The sequence below is a fragment of the Mucilaginibacter sp. genome (assembly GCF_041660805.1).
Lineage (GTDB): Bacteria > Bacteroidota > Bacteroidia > Sphingobacteriales > Sphingobacteriaceae > Mucilaginibacter.
Map to the genome: position 1 here is coordinate 63,008 of NZ_JBAZVP010000021.1, position 21,897 is coordinate 84,904.

Annotated in this window: 15 protein-coding genes; 4 read left to right on the plus strand and 11 right to left on the minus strand. The window is 44.3% G+C overall.

What is annotated here, in order from left to right; genetic code table 11:
• Positions 1-323 precede the first annotated feature (323 nt).
• From katG to WC743_RS20455, 3 genes are all read left to right on the plus strand, one after another.
• Positions 324-2,609 carry a catalase/peroxidase HPI gene (gene katG / locus WC743_RS20445; RefSeq protein WP_373015047.1) on the plus strand — a complete coding sequence of 762 codons (2,286 nt, stop codon included), beginning with the start codon at positions 324-326 and terminating at the stop codon, positions 2,607-2,609.
• 316 nt (positions 2,610-2,925) lie between these two features.
• A complete protein-coding gene (locus WC743_RS20450; RefSeq protein WP_373015049.1) occupies positions 2,926-3,654 on the plus strand; it encodes a GDSL-type esterase/lipase family protein in 729 nt (242 codons plus the stop codon).
• 228 nt (positions 3,655-3,882) lie between these two features.
• Positions 3,883-7,977, plus strand: a complete 4,095-nt coding sequence (locus tag WC743_RS20455) for a two-component regulator propeller domain-containing protein (RefSeq protein ID WP_373015051.1) — start codon at positions 3,883-3,885, stop codon at positions 7,975-7,977.
• Between the two features lie 56 nt (positions 7,978-8,033).
• Here the strand turns inward: WC743_RS20455 and WC743_RS20460 are convergent, their stop codons facing one another.
• From WC743_RS20460 to WC743_RS20495, 8 genes are all read right to left on the minus strand, one after another.
• Positions 8,034-8,936 carry an AraC family transcriptional regulator gene (locus WC743_RS20460; RefSeq protein WP_373015052.1) on the minus strand — a complete coding sequence of 301 codons (903 nt, stop codon included), beginning with the start codon at positions 8,934-8,936 and terminating at the stop codon, positions 8,034-8,036.
• Between the two features lie 196 nt (positions 8,937-9,132).
• Complete coding sequence (locus tag WC743_RS20465) at positions 9,133-10,377, minus strand: NAD(P)/FAD-dependent oxidoreductase (protein ID WP_373015053.1); 1,245 nt, start codon at positions 10,375-10,377, stop codon at positions 9,133-9,135.
• 29 nt (positions 10,378-10,406) lie between these two features.
• A complete protein-coding gene (locus WC743_RS20470) occupies positions 10,407-11,411 on the minus strand; it encodes a 4-hydroxyproline epimerase (RefSeq protein WP_373015055.1) in 1,005 nt (334 codons plus the stop codon).
• A complete protein-coding gene (locus WC743_RS20475) occupies positions 11,412-12,992 on the minus strand; it encodes an aldehyde dehydrogenase (NADP(+)) (RefSeq protein WP_373015057.1) in 1,581 nt (526 codons plus the stop codon).
• Positions 12,993-13,001: 9 nt separating this feature from the next.
• Entirely contained in the window at positions 13,002-13,940 is a 939-nt protein-coding gene (locus tag WC743_RS20480; RefSeq protein WP_373015059.1) for a dihydrodipicolinate synthase family protein, read from the minus strand.
• A 291-nt stretch (positions 13,941-14,231) separates the two neighbouring features.
• Positions 14,232-16,544 (minus strand): glycoside hydrolase N-terminal domain-containing protein, encoded by a 2,313-nt coding sequence (locus WC743_RS20485; protein ID WP_373015061.1) that lies wholly within the window; start codon positions 16,542-16,544, stop codon positions 14,232-14,234.
• 150 nt (positions 16,545-16,694) lie between these two features.
• The gene (locus WC743_RS20490) at positions 16,695-17,543 is read right to left on the minus strand and encodes a sugar phosphate isomerase/epimerase family protein (RefSeq protein WP_373015063.1); all 849 of its coding nucleotides are present in this window, start codon (positions 17,541-17,543) and stop codon (positions 16,695-16,697) included.
• Positions 17,544-17,586: 43 nt separating this feature from the next.
• The gene (locus WC743_RS20495) at positions 17,587-19,755 is read right to left on the minus strand and encodes a PQQ-binding-like beta-propeller repeat protein (protein WP_373015065.1); all 2,169 of its coding nucleotides are present in this window, start codon (positions 19,753-19,755) and stop codon (positions 17,587-17,589) included.
• Positions 19,756-19,985: 230 nt separating this feature from the next.
• Between WC743_RS20495 and WC743_RS20500 the strand changes: the two genes are divergently transcribed.
• Positions 19,986-20,849, plus strand: a complete 864-nt coding sequence (locus WC743_RS20500; protein WP_373015067.1) for an AraC family transcriptional regulator — start codon at positions 19,986-19,988, stop codon at positions 20,847-20,849.
• Between the two features lie 90 nt (positions 20,850-20,939).
• Here the strand turns inward: WC743_RS20500 and WC743_RS20505 are convergent, their stop codons facing one another.
• Genes WC743_RS20505 through WC743_RS20515 form a run of 3 tightly spaced genes read right to left on the minus strand, consistent with a single transcriptional unit; the run spans position 20,940 to position 21,846 of the window.
• Positions 20,940-21,488 carry a PoNe immunity protein domain-containing protein gene (locus tag WC743_RS20505; protein WP_373015102.1) on the minus strand — a complete coding sequence of 183 codons (549 nt, stop codon included), beginning with the start codon at positions 21,486-21,488 and terminating at the stop codon, positions 20,940-20,942.
• Positions 21,488-21,715 carry a hypothetical protein gene (locus WC743_RS20510; RefSeq protein ID WP_373015069.1) on the minus strand — a complete coding sequence of 76 codons (228 nt, stop codon included), beginning with the start codon at positions 21,713-21,715 and terminating at the stop codon, positions 21,488-21,490. Before WC743_RS20510 ends, WC743_RS20505 begins: the two co-directional genes overlap by 1 nt.
• Before the next feature lie 5 nt (positions 21,716-21,720).
• Positions 21,721-21,846: a hypothetical protein gene (locus WC743_RS20515; RefSeq protein WP_373015071.1), complete on the minus strand. Its 126-nt coding sequence runs from the start codon at positions 21,844-21,846 to the stop codon at positions 21,721-21,723.
• Positions 21,847-21,897: the final 51 nt, after the last annotated feature.

Below are 21,897 nucleotides of genomic sequence, written 5' to 3' on the forward strand. Positions count from 1 at the left end.
AGTACAGTATTGCGCATATAATGACGTAAAGGTTAAAACTGCGGCAAAGGTATATTTATTTAGACTTATTACAAATAGAGTTAAGGTATTAATATGAATTAGGGGACATTAATAGTAAAAAAGTTCCTCCGGTTGCTGCTAACGCGTTACCACAGTTTAATAATAAGGGTGCACCCGGGGTTATTTTTATTACTATTCATTATAGATTTTTCTACTATCCGTATAGAATTTATCGATTATGATTATAAAATCCAATATCCTAATTTTATAATCTTCTGAAGTGATCTGATATTAATAAGTTCAATACAATAAACCTATAAAAAATGGAAAACGATTCAAATGACATCAGTAAATGTCCGTTTCTAAACGGCAGTATGAAGCACAATGTTGGCGGAGGTGGCACCAGGAACCGTGACTGGTGGCCAAATCAGTTAAAGCTGAATATCCTGCGTCAGCAATCTTCTTTATCAAACCCCATGGGTGAAAATTTTAGCTATGCGGAAGCTTTTAAAAGCCTCGACCTGGAAGCTGTAAAAAGAGACCTTCACGCGCTGATGACCGACTCACAAGACTGGTGGCCGGCAGACTTTGGCCACTATGGCGGTTTGTTTATACGCATGGCCTGGCACAGTGCCGGCACCTACCGTGTAACGGATGGCCGTGGCGGCGGCGGTGCAGGTTTGCAACGTTTTGCACCGCTTAACAGCTGGCCGGATAACGTGAGCCTTGATAAAGCCCGCAGGTTGCTTTGGCCCATTAAACAAAAATACGGACGCAAAATTTCCTGGGCCGATCTGATGATCCTTAGCGGTAACATCGCGTTAGAATCTATGGGTTTTAAAACTTTTGGATTTGCCGGTGGGCGCGAAGATGTATGGGAAGCAGACGAGTCAGTATATTGGGGCGCTGAAACCACCTGGCTGGGTAACGATAAGCGTTATGCCGATGGTTCGCCGGGTGCAGTAGAGGGTCATGGCGTACTGGTATCTGATGAGGATGCAGATGGCGATATCCATTTACGGAACCTGGAAAAACCACTTGCGGCTGCACATATGGGTTTAATTTACGTTAATCCTGAAGGCCCCGATGGTAACCCCGACCCTATTATGGCCGCAAGGGACATTCGCGAAACCTTTAGCCGTATGGCGATGAATGATGAGGAAACAGTTGCCCTGATAGCCGGCGGGCATAGCTTTGGCAAAACACATGGAGCATCTACATCTGACCATGTAGGTAAGGAACCGGAAGCTACCGATATAGAGTTGCAGGGCTTTGGCTGGGCCAACCAATATGGATCGGGCAAAGGGCCGGATACTATTACCAGCGGGATTGAAGTGACCTGGACAAAAACACCAACCCAATGGAGCAATAACTTTCTTGAGAACCTGTTTGGCTTTGAGTGGGAACTGACAAAGAGCCCGGGTGGCGCACATCAATGGGTAGCAAAAAATGCGGAAGACATTATACCTGATGCTTATGACGACACCAAAAAACATAAGCCAGCCATGCTTACCACCGACCTTGCTTTAAGGCTCGATCCGGCTTACGAAAAAATATCGAGGCGCTTTTTAGAAGATCATGAAGCTTTTGCAGATGCTTTTGCGCGTGCATGGTATAAATTAACACACCGTGATATGGGGCCGCGTGAACGTTACCTTGGCCCTGATGTGCCACAGGAAGAACTGCTTTGGCAAGACCCAATCCCAGCAGTTGATCATCAACTAATAGATGAAAATGATATTGCAACCCTGAAAGCGAACATATTAGGATCCGGCTTAAGCGTGTCAGAACTGGTTTCCACAGCGTGGGCTTCGGCTTCTACTTTCCGTGGTTCTGATAAACGCGGCGGTGCCAATGGTGCACGCATTCGTTTGGCCCCGCAAAAATACTGGCAGGCAAACAATCCAGCGCAGCTGCAAAAGGTCCTGAACGTACTGGAGGGGATCCACAAAGAATTTAATAGTGCACAGGCGGGGGGTAAAAAAGTTTCGCTGGCTGATCTGATCGTACTGGCCGGTTGTGCCGGCGTTGAAAAAGCTGCTAAAGATGCGGGGCAAGATATCACAGTTCCGTTTGCGCCTGGCCGTATGGACGCCTCACAGGAGCAGACCGATGTGGAATCATTTGGCTACCTGGAGCCTGTTGCCGACGGTTTTCGTAATTACCGCAAATCAAAGATATCTGTAGCAACCGAAGAATTACTGATTGATAAGGCCCAGTTGCTTACATTAACTGCACCGGAGCTGGCAGTATTAATAGGCGGCCTGCGGGTATTAAATATAAATTTTGATGGATCCAGGAATGGCGTTTTTACATCCCGCCCGGGCCTGCTAACTAACGACTTCTTTATAAACCTGCTTGATATGCGCACCGCATGGAAAGCAATAGCTGCCGACAAAGAGCTTTACGAAGGCAGCGACCGGGCTACCGGTGAAATCAAATGGACAGGTACCCGCGCCGATCTGGTATTTGGCTCTAATTCCGAACTGAGGGCTGTTGCCGAAGTATACGCAAGCGCGGATGCACAAGATAAGTTTGTGAAAGACTTTGTAGCCACCTGGAATAAAGTGATGAACCTGGACAGGTTTGATTTAAAAGATCATAGGTAATTAGCCTTTTGACTCCTATCTTCTGAACCAGAGATGATCATTATACTAATATCACACAGAACTAAAAAGGCACCTATCCCACGGTGCCTTTTTTATGGGCTTTGCAAAATTGAGTTCATCAGCCGCTCAGCAAGATCAGCGCAAGTTTCATTTGGCGTTTAATACCCCGAGGCATCCCGCACTGAAATAATAGAATCGTTACAGGAATTATGTTGAAGGGCGAATTCAATATCCCCCCTTATAATGATATTTAATGCTTTGCTTGATTTTTTAAACACAGCACGTACATTTGATATAATCAACTAATCTGCCTAAAATGAAATTTGGATTCTTTTTATCTGCGTTATTGTTAACCTTACCGGTACACGCACAAACAGATACGGCAAATAAAGCTGCTACTTCTATCGTAAAAGAGGATTTTGGCGATGATTGGGCCGACCTGCGCCATTACGAAACCGAAAATAAATCACTGCCCGCACCCGCACCCGGCGAAAAGCGTGTTGTATTTTTAGGCAGCTCGATCTTCGAATTCTGGAAAACACGGATGCCAGAATATTTTGCCACTCATAAAGCCTACATTGACAGAGGCATTGGCGGGCAGATCTCTCCGCAACTGCTCCTCCGTTTTCAGCAAGACGTAATAGCGCTAAAACCAAAGGCTGTAATTATACTGGCGGGCAGCAACGATATTTCAGGCTCCCGGGGCCATGTAACCACCGGACGCATTTTAGATAATATCAAATCGATGGTAGAACTTGCCCGTGTGCATAATATTAAGCCCATCTTATGTGCTTATTTACCTGTAAATGAGTACCCCTGGCGCAAAGGCATAGAACCCGCCGGTAAGATCATCGCACTTAACAATGCTATCAAAGTTTATGCCGCCCAAAATAGACTAACCCTGCTTGATTATTTCACCCCGCTTGCTGATAGCCACAGCGGCCAAAAAGCGGAGCTGACCATTGATGGCGTACATCCCAACGCAGCCGGGTACAAAATTATGGCTAAAGTAACAGACGAGGCCATTGCAAAAACACTAAAATGAATTCCCGCAGAGATGACAACAATGTTGTGTTTCAGTTACATAATAAACGTAACTAACCGCGCTGAAAAACGTATACAACATCACCAAACCTGCCGGGCTGACACAGTTTTATAAACCATAATTAAATTTTAAGTGCTTACAGGCAAGCTTGTTATTAACTTTTTAAGATGTCAACTTTTACTTATAGGTGTGCTTGCACCTATAGCCTGTTTCTCTCAGAATCAGAGTTTGAAGTTTGAACACATCGGCACAAGGGAAGGCCTGTCGCAGATCGATGTCAGCAGTATTATCCAGGATAGCCGCGGTTTTATGTGGATCGGTACCGGGAATGGCCTGAACCGGTATGACGGATATAAGTTTATTGTATACAGGTTTGACACGGATAACAGGAATTCTTTAAGTAACAATGTTATTAATGACCTTGCTGAAGATCGTTTTGGCAACATCTGGATAGCCACAAAGGAAGGTTTAAATAAGTTCGACAGGGCATCCGGCCGTTTTACCAGGTATCTGCATAACGATCATGACAAGGCTAGCCTGGCAAACAACGTTATCAACAGGATCAGTTTCGACAAAGCGGGAAATTTATGGGTAGCCACCCAGGGCGGTGGCCTGGACTGCCTGGATGTCAAAAGAAACCGATTTAAGCATCATATTCATTCGGATGCCGATCGGTATAGCCTGAGCAATGACAATGTACATACCGTTTTCACAGATTCAGCGGGTCGTATCTGGGTAGGCACAGCTGCCGGGGGATTAAATCTTTACCAGCCTGCCAGCAATACCTTTTCAAAATTCATATACATCAACCCGGCAACGAAAGCCATTTCCGGTGATAATATCATTTGCATTTATGAAGATAAGACCCGAAACCTGTATTTAGGTACCCAGTCTGAAGGCGTATATGTTTTTAATACAACGAAACGTTCTTTTAAGCATTTAAAAAATGAAGACCGGTCAGGCAACAGCAGTTCGGTGAATACGATTAACAGCTTGAACCAGGATGATAAAGGAAACCTCTGGATCGGCGCTGAGCATGGCGGTTTAAGCATATTAGATAAGGGTAGCCATTTTTACAATTACCAGCATGATGATATTGACAATAACAGTATCAGGGGTACAACTATTAACGCCATTTATAAGGACAGGAGAGGTAATATTTGGCTGGGCGCGTTTGGCGGGGGAATTAATCTGTATAAAAAAGCCACTGCCAATTTTGAACTTTATCAGCATAACTCCTCCCCTGCCAGTTTATCGAGCAATTTCGTTCTGGACATTTTCGAAGATAACGTCAAAAACATCTGGATTGGTACCGACGGAGGCGGGCTCAATAAATTTAACCCGGCGTCCGGTTCATTTATTCACTATAAACAACAACCTGCGGGCAAAAACGGCATAACCGGCAATTATGTATTGACCACCACCCAGCACCCCGGAGGCAAACTATGGATCGGCACCTGGGGCGATGGTATCAGCATATACGACCCAAAGACCGGGCAGTTCAAAAATCTGAAAAAAGATCCTGCCAACACCGACGGCCCCGGTGGGAACAACGTTTATTGTATCCTGCATACCAAAGATCAAAATACCTGGCTGGGCACTTTTAACGACGGCCTGGACTTTTACGATCACCAAACGGGACGGTTCAAGCATTTTAAACACGATGCTGCAGATGCGCAAAGCATCGGCAGTAACAGTATCTATGATCTTTGTGAGGACAATAACGGCAATCTGTGGATCGGGACGAATGATAACGGACTTGATCAGTTAGATCTGAAGACCAATCGCTTCACGCATTACAGGCACCAGGAAAACCAGGCCAGTCTGAGCAGCAATACCGTAATTGATATTTTTTTAGACAGCAAAGGTAAATTATGGCTTTGCACAATAAGCGGGCTAAATTTATTTGACCCGGTCACTAAACGCTTCACCGTTTTCACAAAAAAAGACGGGCTCGCCAGCGATATCATTTATGCCATAAAAGAAGATAGTAACGGCATGCTCTGGTTAAGTACCAACAGCGGGCTGTCCAGGTACGATCCGGCGACCGGTTCATTCAAAAATTATACGACAGAAGACGGCTTGCAGGGAGATGAATTCAAACCGCATTCGGCACTTAAAACCAGGGACGGCAAACTTTTTTTCGGAGGTATAAACGGCTTTAACGCGTTTTATCCTGAACAGATCACCGGGCCGGGTGCTTTTGCGCCTTTGGTGGTCACTTCATTTCTCGTTTTTAATAAACCTCTTGGTATCGCGGCTAACAGCGGTGATAAGAATGCCCAGAAGCAAGATATAGCAGATACAAAAGACATCCGTTTATCCTATAAGCAATCAACTATTTCACTGGAATATGCCGCCCTGGACTTCAGATCGGCCGACAGAATGAAATACGCGTTTATACTGGAAGGCTTTGAAGCCGACTGGAATTATGTAGGCAGCAGGAATACCGCATCCTACACCAATCTCCCGGCAGGCGACTACCGCTTCAAACTCAAATATCAAAACAGTGCCGGAGAATGGTCGCCCGTCAGCTCTATACTTGAAATTACCATCGTACCGCCCTTTTGGCTCACCTGGTGGTTTATACTTTTTGCCCTTATATGCACAGGTCTGGGAATCTACGGAATTTTTAGATACCGGGTAAAAGCAATAAAGCTTAGGCAGCTGGTTTTGGAGCGGCAGGTTCAGGAACGCACAGAACGGCTGGCCAAAATGACAATTGATGAACACCGGGCCCGGGAAGAAGCGGAAAAAGCCAATGAAGCGAAAAGCCTCTTCCTGGCCTCTATGAGTCATGAGATCCGTACGCCCATGAACGGCGTGATTGGTATGGCCACCCTGCTGTCAAGCACGTCACTTACACCCGAACAGGAAGAGTATACAGAAACCATTAAGAATTGCGGAGACGCGCTTTTGTCTGTCATTAACGACATACTTGATTTTTCGAAGATCGAATCAGGGAATATGGAGCTCGATGAACACAAATTCAATTTACGAAACTGTGTCGAAGGCGTATTAACGGTTTTTGCGGGCAGCGTCTCCAGACTAAATCTGGATATGGTTTACCAGATAGCAGCAGATGTGCCGTCAGAGGTTTATGGCGATGAAATGCGGTTAAGGCAGGTATTGCTTAACCTGGTGGGCAACGCCGTTAAGTTTACCAATGAGGGTGAAATAGTTGTGGACATAACAGCCTCTCGTGGCAGTTATACGGATCTTGAATTATTGTTCAGCGTTCGGGATACCGGCATAGGGATACAGGAAGAAAAATTAAGCAGGCTGTTCAAGGCTTTCTCGCAGGTTGACTCCGGAACCACAAAAAAGTACGGTGGCAGCGGACTAGGGTTGGCTATCAGCAAAAGGCTTATCGAATTGATGGGAGGAGATATTAAAGTAGTAAGTGAGCCCGCTGTAGGAACAACCTTTCATTTTAACATCAGGTCGAAAATCGCTTATGAAAACAAAGCTACCCCGGAGGTCCAGCCTTGTTTAAAAGGTAAAGAGCTCTTAATCGTTGATGATAACGCTTCCAGCCGGTCAGCTTTAAAAGCCCTGTTGATGCAATGGGGAGGCACAGTGTCGGTTGCCGCGTCAGGCCAGGAAGCGCTAAAAGTCCTTGCCGGCAACGGCAAGACTGACCTTGTGCTTACTGATTTTAAAATGCCGGTAATGAACGGCATTGAACTGGCACAGGACATCCGGCGCAATTATCCGTCCTTAAGAATGATCCTGCTGGGTGCAACAGGCAATGAATTGAAAAAAGAAGACGCCTCTCTTTTTTGCGCCATTGTTACCAAACCGATAAAATATCAGGGGCTGTTCAATAGCATGGTGAACCAGTTTAATAACGTGGATATAATAAATCAGGATCAAGCCAAAAAAAGCCTTTTCTCGGTAGATTTCGCAAAGGATTACCCCATGGATATCTTAATCGCAGAGGATAACCTGATCAACCAGAAACTAATTTTGCGCATATTGACGAAAATGGGTTATGAGCCTGATACGGTTGCAGATGGTTCGTTAGTATTGACATCACTTGCGCAAAAAAGCTACCGGCTTATTCTTATGGACGTGCAGATGCCCGAAATGGATGGCCTTGAAGCTACCAGGCGAATAAGGCAGAACAACGAAATTTTGCAGCCGGTTATCGTAGCCATGACGGCCAACGCCATGCCGGAAGACCGGGAGATATGCATTGATGCCGGTATGGACGATTATCTGAGCAAACCGATAAAGCTGGGAGAAATAATATCAATTTTAGAAAAATGGTGGCAAAGCCCCGGGATGGATTTACTCATAAATAAAAAAACAAAAGGCTAATGGCCCGCACTTGCCCCGGGCTATAAAGATTGGAAACTGATTATTTTCAGATAGTGTTAGCTCGCTGCCCTGGTAAGGTTGCTTACGTTATTATTGTAGCTGTCGAGATACTCGCGCGGCGAACTGCCTATTATATACTTAAACACGCGGTTAAAGTTATTAATGCTTTTAAAACCACAGTTATAAGCGACCGTTGAAATACTTGCAAACTTATGTTCAGTAAGCTTTTTACAGGCCTCGTTAATACGTATCTCATTAAGGAATGATATAAATGTATGCCCGGTATGCTTTTTAAAATACCTGCAGAATGATTCGGGTGTCATGCAGGCAACTTTTGCAACATCTTCCAGCGTGATTGATTCGCTGTAGTTTTGCATTATAAAATTATAGATATTACCTATCCTGATCCCCTCATTCTCTGTAATGCCCGGCAGGCTGCCAAAGGCAGACAAGGGGCCGAGTTTCACATTTATCTTTTGCAGATTTTTAAGCAAATTAAAAAAGGCGATCAGTTGGTCACAGCCTTTGGCCCTCTTTACCGAGTACATTACCTGCGATATTTTATGAGAATAATCTGCCGGCACCTTAAATCCTTGCTGATGTTGCTGAATAAAGATCTTAAAAACTTTCATTTCGGGCAGCTCAAACATAGACGAAAGCAGGCCGCTGGGGTTAAAAAAAATGGTTATCGCTTTTACCCTCAGGCTGCTATCGGGCTGATAATATTCCTGGTTGCTTTTAAATAAATGCGGCAGGTTAGCCCCTAATAAAAATATATCGCCAGGGCCAAAAGTATGCATGTTGTTACCTGCTATTAAAGTACCCTCCCCTTCCTGTATCCAGGTGATTTGCGCCTCCTGGTGACGATGCAGGTAAGGATAATGATGCGGCAGGTTAACCTGCTCTGCAATCACACTTTTATCGTGTGCTACCGGTATTGTAAACTGTAGTACTTTCATGTGTGGGTAATTTAATATATGTTCAATTTACAATATTAACTTAAAACACCAACACATAATGCTAATTAGGGTAAAATATGGATAGTATTTGATATATTAATATGATTTGGGCTAAATAAAAATCAAACTAACTGTAAAAAATACAGGGCTGCCGAAACATTGTTCGGCAGCCCTGTATTAGTAGTGTAATTATTAGCTAAAACCTGTCGGGAGAGAAAGAATCGACAGGAATGGACAGTTTCGCTTCACTGATAAGCTCGCTCACGAGCTTGCCCGTTGCCGGGCCGAGCCCTAAACCCATCATACCATGGCCTGTTGCCACCACCAGGTTACTATATTTTTTGTTTCGCCCAATATATGGCAATCCATCCGGCGATGACGGCCTGAAACCAAACCAGATATCTTTTTCTGCCGGCAAGCCCGGCTGCAGATCGGGCAGGTATTGCGGAATGGCCTCAACAATACCTCTAACCCGGTTCATGTTAATGCGGTTGTTCATTTTACCCAGTTCCATCGTACCGCCGTAACGGATGCTGCCCCCCATGGGGGTTATGGCCACTCGTGCCTCACACAATAAAGCCGGAATGTTCATGCGCTGCTGTGGCTCGGCAACCATAAAAGAATAGCCCTTGCCAGGCATTAATGGCACTTTAATATCAACCAGCTTAGCTATCCCCGGCGACCATGAGCCGCCGGCAATAATATACTCATCGGCCGCCCATTGAGTGTTGCCTGTTAATACGCTTTTTATTTTATTGCCCGATACTTCTATGCGGGTTACCTCGTGGTTCCGCATAATTTTAACACCAGCGTTTTGCAAGTAGGAAACCAGGTCTGCCATCAATTTATTTGGATACAAGTGCGCATCGCAACGGTAGTGCACCGCTCCCAGCACATCCAGCTTTAACCCGGGCTGCAACTGGCGGCATTCCCCGGGGTTAAGAACGGCCATATCCAGGCCCAGCTCACGGCCTTTTGCGGCCAAATGGGCTTCTTCCTCGGCACCTTTTTCGGTTTTGTAAAACATCAGGATCCCCTTTTCTTTCAGCTCGAAATCAAAACCGGGCTCTTTATCCAGCTCTTCATACAGGGATTTACTTAATAATGCCAGGTCACGCAATGGTTCGGCAGAGCGCTCTACATGCCTCTCGTTGGCATTTTTGATGAATTTCATCCCCCAGGAGATAAGTTCAGGGTTCAGTGACGGCTTTACGTAGAAGGGGCTTTTGCTGTTAAACATCCACCTGATGCCCTGATGCAGCATACCGGGGGCTGCCAACGGAACAAAATGGCTTGGCACTATCATACCCGCATTGCCAAACGAGCAGTTATCGGTAAGATCGCCTTTCTCCAATATGGTAACCCGGTATCCGGCCTTTGTCAAATAATATGCAGAGCTAAGTCCTATGATCCCCCCGCCAATAATTAATACATTAGCCATAAAACGCTATTTTCAATATTTTTTGTTCTTTAAATTACCTGGAAACCATATGCGTAAGGATCATCTTCCGGATCTATACTGATGGTATTGTAGCCGTAAACCTTGGCCCAGCCCTCAACGCTTGGTATGATGGCGTCAAAGTTTTCAAGCTTTACTACCTCTTCAACTTTACCGGTGAATTTACTGCCGATAATACTTTCGTGGATGAAAGGCTCGCCTTGCTTCAACTTGCCCTTAGCGTGCCATTGTGCCATACGTGCCGATGTACCCGTGCCGCACGGTGAGCGGTCAATTGCTTTATCGCCATAAAAAACGGCGTTACGCGCGGTTGCATTTGCTGATAAGGTGGCGCCAGCCCATAACACATGCGAGCAGGTGTTGATTGTAGGATCCAGCGGATGCACAAAGGTGTACTGCTCGTTAATACGTTTACGAATTACCTGGCTCCAGGCAATCAGTTGCGATGCGGTATAGTTTTCCAGCCCGGGAAAGTTTGGTTGCGGATCAACAATGGCGTAATAATTACCGCCATAGGCTACATCAAAAGTAAGGGTACCCAAATCAGGGCATTCTACCTGCAGATTTTCTGCTGCCAGGTAAGCCGGCACATTACGCAACTTTACTGATGTAACCTTTTTACCATCCTGCTTATACTCAATTAACACCAAACCGGCGGGCGCTTCCATACGTACTATACCGGGTATTTTTGGCTGGATAAGTCCTTCTTCAATGGCGATAGTAATAGTGCCGATAGTACCATGTCCGCACATGGGCAGGCAGCCGCTTGTTTCGATAAATAATACCGCCACGTCGTTCTCAGGGTCATGAGGCGGATACAGGATACTGCCCGACATCATATCGTGCCCGCGGGGCTCAAACATCAATCCTTTACGGATCCAGTCGTACTCGTTTAAAAAATGCTGGCGTTTCTCGCTCATGTTGGCCCCCTTCAGGTTGGGGCCGCCGCCTGCTACTAACCTTACCGGGTTACCACAGGTATGTGCATCTATGCAAAAAAATGTTTTATTGCTCATTTAGTCCTTTATCCATTTGTTATCAACCTTACGCCATATGTTAAGCGGATTACCGTCTTTCAATTCGTCGGGCAAAAGGGCGTTGTCCCAATCCTGCCAGGCAAACGGCCTCACAAAACGGTAAATAGCTGCAGTGCCAACAGAAGTAAAACGGCTGTCATTAGTAGCCGGGAACGGGCCACCATGCTGCATAGCCGCACAAACTTCAACCCCGGTAGGTACGCCATTAAGAATAATACGCCCCGTTATATTTTGCAATGCCAATAAAAGCCCGGCATGTCCTTTCAGTTCGTTCTCAGCAGCCATCAGGGTTACCGTAAGCTGCCCTTCCAATGCTGTTACAACGGCTAAGCGTTGTGCCTCATCATCGGCCACTACCAATAATGAATACGGCCCAAAGATCTCCTCCTGAAATTTGGGGTTGTTAAGAAATGTGGCCGCGCTAACCTCTACCACTTTAGCGGCAGACTGGTTGACCAGACCGGCGTTTGTAACCTTTGATTCGGCCAGCAGCGTAATGCCGTCCTCGTCCAATATAGTTTTTGATGATGCATGATAGTTTTCACAAATGCCGGCAGTAAGCATCGTTGCCGGTGGCACCTGCTCCACGGCGTTTTTCAGCGCTGTTTTAAACACATCCAGCGAAGCTGATTTAACCGCGATGAGCAAGCCCGGGTTTGTGCAAAACTGCCCCGCGCCCAAGGTAATAGAGCCTGCGTATTTTGCGGCAATACTTTCGGCGCTGTTATCCAATGCTTTTGGCATTAATAATACCGGGTTTATGCTGCCCATTTCGGCAAATACCGGGATAGGTTCTTTTCGCTCCTGCGCCAGCTTTATCAGCGCCATACCCCCCTTATAAGATCCGGTAAATGTTACGGCCTTTGTTTGGGGATGTTTAACCAATTGCCCGCCAACGGCATAACCATCATCATATAATAACGAGAACACGCCATCGGGCATATTGCATTGTTTAGCTGCTTTAACAATGGCCCCGCCCACTAATGCGCCGGTGCCGGGGTGTGCCGCATGTGCCTTTACTATTACCGGGCAACCTGACGCCAGTGCCGAAGCGGTATCGCCGCCGGCTACCGAAAACGCCAGCGGAAAATTGCTCGCACCAAAAACCACAACCGGCCCTATAGGGATCAGCATTCTGCGGATATCCAATCGCGGCAACGGCTTACGATCTGGCAGTGCATTGTCAATAACAGCATCTACCCATGAACCTTCTGCCAGCAAATCGGCAAACATTTTCAACTGGCCTGTTGTGCGGCCCAGTTCGCCCTGTAAACGGGCTTGCGGCAATCCGCTCTCCTGCATGGCCCGGTTTACCAATACTTCGCCTATGGCATTAAGCTCGTTAGCTATAACCATTAAAAAAGCCGCCTTTTTAAGATTACCGGCATTTTTGTAAACGTTAAATGCGGCTGTTGCCGCATTTAACGCATTATCGATATCCTGTTGAGTGGCTGTACTGAACTCCCCTTCGAGCTTACTGCCGGTAGCTGCCGCTATCCCTGTAAACTTTTTACCGTCGCCATCAACATAGCTGCACGCTACAATATTTTTTGTATTCATTTAATTGAGTTATGCTGTTACTTCACTTAACTTACCCCAGCTACCTGCAGGCAAAACCGGGCGAACAGCCAATGCATCATCAATAATTTTTTGCACCTGCGCACGCTCCGCTCCCTGCAATATTAAACGCGGCGCACGTACGGTTTCGGTACCAATGCCTGTAGCAACTTCGGCCAGTTTAATGTATTGTACCAGTTTGGGGTGTATATCCAACTCTAAAACAGGCAAAAACCAGCGGTAAATAGCTAAGGCTTCGGCAATGCGGCCAGCTTTTACCAGCCTGTAAATGGCAACAGTTTCCTTAGGGAAGGCATCAACCAGGCCGGCTATCCAGCCATCCGCGCCCATTACAAGGCTTTCCATAGCTAAAGGGTCAACCCCGGTCATAATCTTAAACCTGTCGCCAAATCGGTTTATCATACGGGTAACGTTTGATACGTTACGGGTTGATTCTTTTACCGCCTGTATATTGTCATAAGCGGCAAGTTCTTCAAACATATCAAGGGTAACCTCTATTTTATAATCAACCGGGTTGTTATATATCATGATAGGCAAAGGTGTGCTTTTGGCTATCGCGCCGAAATAGGTAAGCGTTTCATAGGTATCGGCATTATACCGCATTGGCGGCAAGGCCATTAAGCCATCAGCACCTAAATCAAGCGCTTTTTGGGCAAGTGCAATAGCAGCTTTAGTGGTTTGCTCGGCAATGTTCAATAAAACAGGTATTTGCCCGTCTACAAATTTAATTGTATGCGCAAGCAACGCAAACCTTTCTTCATCACTTAAAACGCTGGCTTCTCCCAGTGAGCCGCCCAATACGAAGCCATTTACACCAGCTTCCATCTGTGCGTTTAAATTCTTATCAAAGGCATCAAAATCAAGTTCGTCGTTTGCTGTAAACTTTGTTGTTACTGCCGGGAAAACACCTTTCCAATCAAATTTTATCATTGTTTATTATTTGTTCAAAATTAGCTTTTCACTCAAAAGAAACAATACCACCGTTTAACATATTATAGCAGTATATTATCATATACAGCTTAATAAGGATTATCAGGCATTGCATCAAACGACCGCCAGCAGTAACACTTGAGATCTTTCAAATTTTTAATCCAACTTTCTTTATAGTTCGATCTTATTGGCAAATCAAAGTTAGCCTTACTATCTCATTGGAAGTCCTTTGATCTTTGTAAAAAAAGATCAAAGGACAAAACCATTTTTATCAGGAGATTTTAAAAGAGCTTAATTTTTTGTAACGTTGACTAATTCAATTTTACCATTTACTCTTACCTTGACCTTATTGCCCAAACGTGACCCGATCTTGTAGCTGGTCACTTTACCGTCATTCCATTCCATATCAACCGTATAGTTACCCCTCGCCTTAAATCCATGAATCTGACCATGTGCTTTCCAGGCTTCAGGCAGCGCGGGCAACAGATCAACAAATCCGGCATGGCTTTGCACCAGCATTTCAGCAATAGCCGCGGTTCCACCAAGATTACCATCGATTTGAAACGGCGGGCCGGCGCCTAATAAATTCGGATAAACCCCGCCTCCGGCACCATAATTCATTCCCGTTTTTAGGGTCATTCGCATTAAGGTTGTAAATAATTGAAATGCCCTGTCGCCGTCATGCAGCCTTGACCAAAAAAGCATCTTATAAGCCAACGACCAGCCAGTGCCATCGTCTCCGCGGGCTTCCAGTGTTTTTTTGGATGCCTCTGCCCAGGAAGGTGTTGCTTCCGGAGTAATCAGAGATGCAGGATAAAGTCCGTATAAATGAGATATATGGCGGTGGTTAGGCTCGGTTTCCTTATAATCTTCCATCCACTCCATTACGCGCCCATCTTTTGCAACCCGGACCGGCGGTGGTAATTTTTTCAATTTCAGAGACAAGCGCTGCATGAATGCCCCATCTATCTTCAGTTTTCCGGCGGCGTAAATGGTATTTGTAAACAACTCACGTACTATTTGATTATCAATGGTAGGCCCCATGCAAATACTGGCCATTTTTCCATTTGGCAGATAAAAAGAATTTTCGGGAGATGACGATGGGGAGGTAACTAACCAGCCTGACTTAGGATCCCGTACAAGGACACTACTATAAAACTCCGCCGCGCCTTTTAATATCGGGTAAATGCTTTTCAGGTATTTCTCATCTTCAGTAAATTGATAATGCTGCCATAAGTTATTGCAGAGCCACCCCGGCCCAACTTTGGTAAAACCCCAATTGGCACTTTCCCCCGGTTCGGTAAAGCCCCAAACGTTGGCACAAACATGCGCGATCCAGCCCTCAGCATTGTAATAAGCCTTGGCCGACCTTTCACCGTTTTTTATTAAACCACGTACATATTCTGTTAACGGCAAGTCCAGTTCCGGTAAATTGGCTACCTCCACGGGCCAGTGGCACATCTGGATATTAAGATCCAAATGGTAGTCGCTGTTCCAGGGCGTTTGCCCCTGATTGGCCCATAACCCCTGCAAATTAGGAGGCAGGAGACCAACCCGGATACTGCTGATCAATAAATATCTGCCAAATTGAAAAAACAAAGAGGCCAGCCCAGGGTCAGCTTTGGGGTCTTTTTGAAAGGCCAGCAGGCGTTGGTCGGTTGGCACATCGGTTTTCGCACCAGCACCAAGGGTTATATTTACGCGGCTAAATAATTTCCTATAATTAGTAATGTGTTGCTGCAATTGCCTATCATACCTTTTTGATTTGGCTGTGAACAGTATTTGCTCAAGTTGCTCCTTATAATTGGGGGCATGCCAGTTTGTTTTCGCGCTCACATACAAAAAAACCTCCGTTGCATTCTCAATTGCTAATTCATTCTTATCCATAATAAGGCGGCCGTCTTTTAAGGTGGCGCTTACCAGCCCGGCATATGCCATACCATCGCCTCCTTTGCCATCTTTTAACCGGCCTGAAATTTCAAGCTGATTACCGGACGCTTTTGTAATATAACGCTCAGGCCTGTCAATAGAAACACGAAAGTTTAATTGCCCTGGTTTATCAGCCACGATATGTATAACATCAACATCATCACCAAAACTGGTAAAATACTCCCGTGTGTACGTAATCCCGTTTATCTGGTAGCTGGAAGTGGCAACCGCATTTTCAAGAGACAGGCTACGTTTATAGTTTTGAACTTTCAGACTGGAGCTGTCCTTCCCGGAGTATTGGAACTTCAGGTGCAGATTAGCCAATATTTGATAACTCCCGAATGGGGTATTCGCACCTTCACCATTCCCTGAACCCGCTCCCCTGCAAATAAAATCTTTATTGATAATGGCCTGCGCCTCATCATTTTTCCCTGCTAAAATTAATCGCCTTACTTCCGGCAGTCTTTTATAGGCTCCATAATTATTGGCATCCTGTGGCGATCCTGACCAGAGCGTAATGTCATTTAATACTATGCCTTCGTTGAATACCCCTCCGTCAGGCATCATACCTAAACGGCCATTCCCCAAGGGCAACGTTTCCTCCCATTGGCTTGCAGGTTTATCATACCATAATGTTAAATTTCTGTCCTGGCCCCAGCAAGCGGAGGAAATCATTGCGCACAGGGCAAAAAGAAAACTAAAGACATTTTTGTTTATTAAATTCATCATCTATGTTGTGAGCTTGGCTAATTTTTAGCATTAATTCCAGACAAAATATGTTTACCAACGGCTATAGTGTTGTATAACTGTTCCCCTTTGTGTTGTTTATCTGGTGGCTATCTGATTGACATAATCGACAGCGGCTTTTACATCCTTCACGTTGTTATCCATATTATGTTCACATTCCACCTCTATTATTCCATTGAAATGTTGGCGCTTTAACTCTTTCACAATACCTGCAAAGTCAATTATTCCATTGCCGGGAATTACATCGTTATGCGCCTGATCAACGTCTTTTAGGTGCATACCTACAATATGACCATCTAAAATCTTAAGGCACTTAACCGGATCAAGTCCACTGTTTGTCCAATGTCCTATATCAGCACAGGCACCGATATTCGGATGTCCTTTTGCAATAGCAAGAACAGAATCAGGATGCCAGTAGGGACTTGGTTTTACATGATCATGGATAGCAATTTTTATGTGATAAACCCCTGCCAGGCTATCTATCATGTCCCATTGCCTTCTACCCGGCTCGCACACCAGGTATTGTAGATTAAGTTCATGGGCAAGCTCGAAATATTTTTTCCAACCTTCCAGGTTATCAGATCCGCCTGCATACATGGATGCCATCACCAGGTGTTTTTCTCGAAGCATTTTCTTCATTACAGCGATGCTCTTTTTATCAAGGCCATCCATGGTAATGTCCCCAAAACCCCCGCCTAATTTGTGAAAAGAGAATCCTTCAACATATTTTACACCAGAGCTATCTGCCATATCCAGCGACTTTTTAAACGAATGGTGATTAAATGAATACAATGCAACGCCCATTTTAAAACCGGCAGATGAAAATAGATTGCCCGGGTTACCAGTTTTAACCGGTTGGTATTTGAAAGCCATTATAGCTGCTGCAAACAGGAATAAAAATGGGATGAATTTGATATTTCTTTTCATGGATTTGATTTAATAATTATAGTTAATACAGCATTCCATATGCTTATTTATCAGGCAAGGTAAAGGCAACATAAGCATCGCTTGATTTGCCACCCCATTTTGATCCGCCGCAGGCAATTACAATGTATTGTTTACCTCCGGCTTCATAAACAGCTGGCGTAGCAACACCCGGAGCGGGAAGTTCTGTTTCCCATATTGTTTTGCCGGTTTTCTTATTTATCGCCCTAAACTTGCCGTCCGCTGATGCACCGATGAAGATCAATCCGCCCGCAGTTACTACAGGCCCTCCATAGTTCTCGCGCCCGGTAGTTGGAATTCCTTTTTTCTTGAGTTCTTCAAACTCACCGAACGGTACCTGCCAATGATATTTTCCGGTGTTAAGATCAATTGCACTGATGGTACCCCAGGGTGGGCTTAGGGCAGGATAACCTTCTTTAGTAAGGAATTTGTTATAGCCGGTAAAGCTATATGAAGGCCGTGATTTATTATTATTTTTTATCACGGTTCCTGTATATGGTTTTTCCTGTTCGGGTTTCAAATTCAAAACAAATGAGCCGATGGCCGTTTTTTCAGCTTTACTTAGCTGAGCAAATCCGGGCATCATCCTTCGCCCGGTAGATAACAGTTCGCTGAACTGGGCAAATTTATATTTCCTCTCCACACCGATCAATGATGGATAATCTCCGGAGCCTAAACGTTCCGGCCCATGGCATCCCATACAATTTTTGTGGTACAGCACCACACCTGCCTGCAGGTTGGTCATTGATTTTTTATTATCCGATTTTTCTTTGACCAAATTTAGTACCCAGGCCATTTCGTTTGCATTTACATAGAGTATGTTTGTTTCCGGATCAACAGCCGGGCCGCCCCACTCACCCCCGCCGTCATATCCGGGTAAAATGATAGTTCCTTTTTCCGTTGGCGGTGTAAAAATCCCCTGCGAACGGTAAGTTTTAAAACGCCTTTTTACATCCTGGTAAGAGGAATCACCAACTATTGTGTTCAAATCCTTTTCGGTCATGATCTGTCTTACAAAAGGCTTCGGTAAAACGGGAAAGGGTTGTGTCGCATTTAATTTCTCTCCTAACGCTGCGTTGTTTGTCGGGACAGGTCTTTCTTTTATCGGAAAAAGAGGTTTACCGGTTACACGGTCAAAAACAAAAACGAAACCGGATTTAGTTGTTTGTACAACTGCGTCGATCTTCTTCCCGTCCCTCGGAATAGTTACGAGAACCGGGGCACTGGATATATCCATGTCCCATACGTCATGATGAACTGTTTGAAAATACCATTTCAATTTTCCGGTGGCTGCGTCAAGCGCCAGCAGACAATTTCCAAACAAGCCTTTTCCCCATCGATCCCCACCATAAAAGTCATTTGTAGGGCTACCTACCCCGGCAAATATGAGCCCCCTTTTACTGTCAAGGCTAAATCCTGACCATGCATTGGTGGATCCCATCCGCTTGTAGGCTGTTTTATCGTCCCAGGTGGAGTATCCGGCTTCTCCCGGGTAGGGAATGGTATGAAATATCCACTTTTGCTTTCCTGTCCTGACATCAAAACCACGAATATGCCCGGGAGTAGTTTCACTAACCAAACCGCTGGTAATGAACAGATTCTTATAAATAATCACTGGCGCAGTTGGTGAAATAGATACATCCTTTGGGTTCCTGCCGAGCCCCTTTCTTAGATCCACGCCACCGTTCACCCCAAACCCTGGAATAAGTTTACCCGTTTCGGCATTAACGGCGAAGGCTATTGGGCCAACCGTATAAATTATTCGCCTGTCATCTCCATCTGCCCAGTATGCTACTCCCCTGTTCATATTGACACTGTTTCTGGCCCATGTCTTATTACCACTGGTATCAGCAGGATCAAAATGCCATTTTTCTTTGCCGGTAGCAGCATCGACGGCGAAAAGTTTAAGTCGTGGCGACACCCCAAACAGGGTATTATTAACGATGATCGGGTTACTTTCTATTGGGCCATATTTAGACTGGTCTTCATTTTCGGAATGGTATACCCAGGCCACCTTTAGCTGTTTAACGTTCGTGGTATCGACCTGTTTGAGATCCGAATACTTGATATTGTCCCCACTACCCCCATAAATTTTCCAGTCTGCGTACTCCCTTTGCACAAGATATGCCGCTGATGTTAGAATTGCCACGGAAAAAATTACCGGGAGTAATAGTTTGGTTCTTTTGATTATCATCTTAATTAAATAACATTTGCCTTCTTTATATAAAAAAAAGGGCATATGGTTTTGCTATCTGTCGATACGATTTTGATTTTTTGAAGGTGTTGTTAAATAATTGGCATTCAAAAGTAAGGAGTAATGAGGAGTTGAAGAAGTACATAATTTGCTATTTTTAATACTCTATTTACATATTACTAAGAAAAATAACAATATTTACATTTGTAAAAGCTGGTCAGAACAACCTGATGAAAAAAGTATTAAGAGATCTGAAAAATCTGGAAAATTCCAGTTTTGTAGTTAAGGAAGAAATTGCTTCACAGTTTGCGGCCCCATTTCATTTTCATCAAGGGTATGAATTTACCTATATAGTTAAAGGACGTGGCAAGTTTTATGGTGGTGACAGTATATTGGATTTTACTGAAGGTGATTTATACTTGTTTGGAATTGGTTTTCCGCATTATTTCATTAATGACAAGACATTTGTAAAATCCGGAGAAATAGCTCATTCTATCGTCATTCAGTTTGGCGAGAATTTTTTAGGCGGAGAATTTTATTTAAAGCCAGAATTTTTCGATGTTAAAGCACTATTAAAAACGGCATATTTAGGTATAAAGGTGATCAAACCCAGCCTTCAATTAAAAAAACTTCTTCTTGATGCACCAAAAAACGTAGGACTAAAAGGGCTTATCATCTTATTACGCATAATGGAGATAGTTTCATCATTAAAAAAAGAAGAATTAACCATAATTAGTTCCGAATTATTTGAGAATTCAATTACTACTAATAAGAAAGAGAATAAGCTGGATGAGGTTTACCAATATGTACTAAAGAACTTTAAAGGGCAGATTACTACTCAAAAAGCCTCTTCGCTGGCTTTTATGAATGAATCCGCTTTTTGCCGGTATTTTAAACGCCGTACAAATAAAACTTTATCGCAATTTGTAAACCACACTCGCGTAACCCACGCTATGCACTTATTGGCGGAAGAAGACATGAGTATTTCTAAAGTTTGTTTTGAATGCGGATTCGCCAATTTATCCTATTTTAACAGACAATTCAAAGCTGTTACAGGCAAAACCCCATATGCTTATCGAAAAGAGTTTTCCTAATGTCCTTCAGCATTCTTAAGACGCATTTTGTGAGTTCAATCATTCTTATTATTCAATTTTCTACAAGAGCACCTTGTTGATGTTGTAAAATTACGAGGCCGACCAGTGTACCATATCCTTCGGGTAATTAGGATGATCAGCGTAGCTGCTATCGTCAAGGCCCATAATTTGGGTTACTACGCCAGCCTCCCGGCACCAGTAGCCTTTGTATGAACGTTCCTTCTTATGATTATCATACCAGGGATCATCTTTATGTAACAGGTACCATTTATCGATGTAAAGTTTCATTTCACGCTCCGCATCAGCTTTTGGTATTTTCGTCAGGTCATAAATATCCCTGTAAGCTTCAGTAATGAGGGTTTCAGGCTGTGAGCCGCTTCCTGGCTTTTTGGCGTTAATGATGTGCCATAACAAAGCATCGGGTGTCCATAACTCATAACTTGATCCCGCGTCTGATTGCCTGATGTAGTTTATCACCGGATCAAACACACTTTCGGGTACGTTAAGCAGATAACCCAACGCAACCATATCAATCATATCAGCATAAAACGAATCAGGGTCCCATCCTTCGCCATAATAAACGGCAGCTTGTATATATTCGTCATAACATTCATTAATATTGCCACCAGTTGAATAAATTAAACAAGATCAAGGTGTTCCATTGCGATCATCCAGTTATTAACAGGCGTAAATTTTCCCTCCTGCTTTAGCATCTCATTATCCTCCTGGTACATTTTTATCATTGATCGTTTGTTTCCGATCATCATCTTGAAAAAAGACGCATCTTTAAACTCGGCCCTCAATTTAGTACCGGGGGCTGCCGCCTGTGCCTGGCCACCGCCAAATATTTTATCAAAAAACCCCATTATAATTATAATTGTGTTTTAAAGTTGTATGAAAACCATCCGGCTATTGATTTGCCAAGCCCGCTTCCAGCCAGCCCGCCAATTTGTTTATCACCTATAGGACTTAATTCAAACGTTGCTTTATTAATCATATTAAAGCATTTACTATCAAGACAATCACAATGATATAATGTTTAGATGGC